The 1,420-nt window shown below is 70.9% G+C and carries 1 protein-coding gene; it reads left to right on the top strand.

All coding sequences use genetic code 11. The features are described 5' to 3' along the window. Positions 1-158 precede the first annotated feature (158 nt). The coding region (locus E3O49_RS00860; protein WP_160140990.1) for an HNH endonuclease signature motif containing protein at positions 159-1,420 on the top strand (1,262 nt) is incomplete at its 3' end.

The raw sequence follows: 1,420 nt of genomic DNA, 5'->3' as shown, positions 1-1,420 counted from the left end.
GCGTTCTATGTTTGCTAAAATTGTGCGTATGGATGACCCCACTGCAACCCTCGACGCCGCTGTGGTGGCTGCTGCGTTCGCGGCCCTCGCGGGCGAGGTGGGTGCCACGCTGTGGTGTTCAGGGGGTGCGGGGGTGCGATGACGATGGCCTGCTGCAGGTGACCGCGGCGGTGGAGCAGCTCGGCCGAAGGGTGGACGCCCTGCGGGTGGCGACGGCGGCGGCGATCGCCGACCGGTCCCGGCCCGAGCTCGATACCGGGCGGCTCTCGGTCCGGAAGGCCTGCATCACCCCGTCGGACCTGATCCAGCGGGTGACGCTGGTCTCGCGTCCGACCGCGCAGCGCCGGATCCGGCTGGGCGCGCAGCTGCGCACCCGGTTCACCCTCGCGAGGCAGGCCCTGCCGCCCGCGTTCCCGGCGACCGCGGCGGGCCTGGCGTCCGGGGAGATCGGCCTCGACAGCGTCGACGCGATCCTGACCGCCCTGGTACCCACGCTCCGCTGCACCGACCTGGACCAGGTGCAGGCGGCCGAGTCCGAACTCGTTGCCGCGGCCACCGGAGGCGGCGGCGACCACCCGGTGGCGGTGCCCGCGGACGAGATCCGGATTCAGGCCCTGGTCTGGAAGACCGTGATCGCGCCCGACGGGTCCGGCCCCGACGACCGGGCGATGCAATCTCGGGGTTTGCGGCTGGGCCGGGAACGCGACGGCATCATCCCATTGTCGGGGTCGTTGATGCCCGAAATCGGCGGCAAGCTGCAGCGCCTCTTCGACGCCTACCTGTCGCCGAAGTCCGCGCCGGTCGCGTTCCTGACCGAGAAGCAGCGACAAGAGCAGCAGGAACGGGCACTGCTCGAGCGCGACCCCCGCACCCCCGACCAGCAACGCCACGACGTTCTCGCCGTGATCCTGGACGTGGCCGCCCGCGTCGCCGACGCCCCCACCCTCGGCGGGGCGGCGCCCACGGTGCTGGTCAGCGTTCGGGAACAGGACCTCAACGCCGACTTCGGCCAGGGTGCGGGGGTGGGCTGGATCGACAGCGTCGAGGCCCCGATCAAGATGACCACGATCAAGGACCTCGTCTGCTCCGGCGGCTCCGAGAACGTCGTGTTCAGCAGCGACGGCCGCGTCCTGAAGCTCGGGGTGCCCGACCGCTGCTTCACCGCCAACCAGCGCAAAGCGATCCAGCTCCGCGACGGCGGCTGCATCATCCCCGGCTGCCGGATCCCGGCGAGCATGACCGAGATCCACCACGTCGTCCCGGACGCCGCCGGCGGCCCGACGCACACCGACAACGGGGTATGTCTGAGCTTGATAAAACAGGGCTGGTTCGATCACCGGATGCTCGACAGCACCGGGTGGCAGATCCGGATGGTCCGGGGCTCGCCCGAGGTGATGGCACCACCCTGGCTGGAGAGCGG

Origin of the sequence: Cryobacterium shii, from assembly GCF_004402595.1 — a bacterium.
Lineage (GTDB): Bacteria > Actinomycetota > Actinomycetes > Actinomycetales > Microbacteriaceae > Cryobacterium > Cryobacterium shii.
The sequence above is the reverse complement of the archived record's forward strand: the minus strand, read 5'-3'. Positions and strand labels throughout refer to the sequence as shown.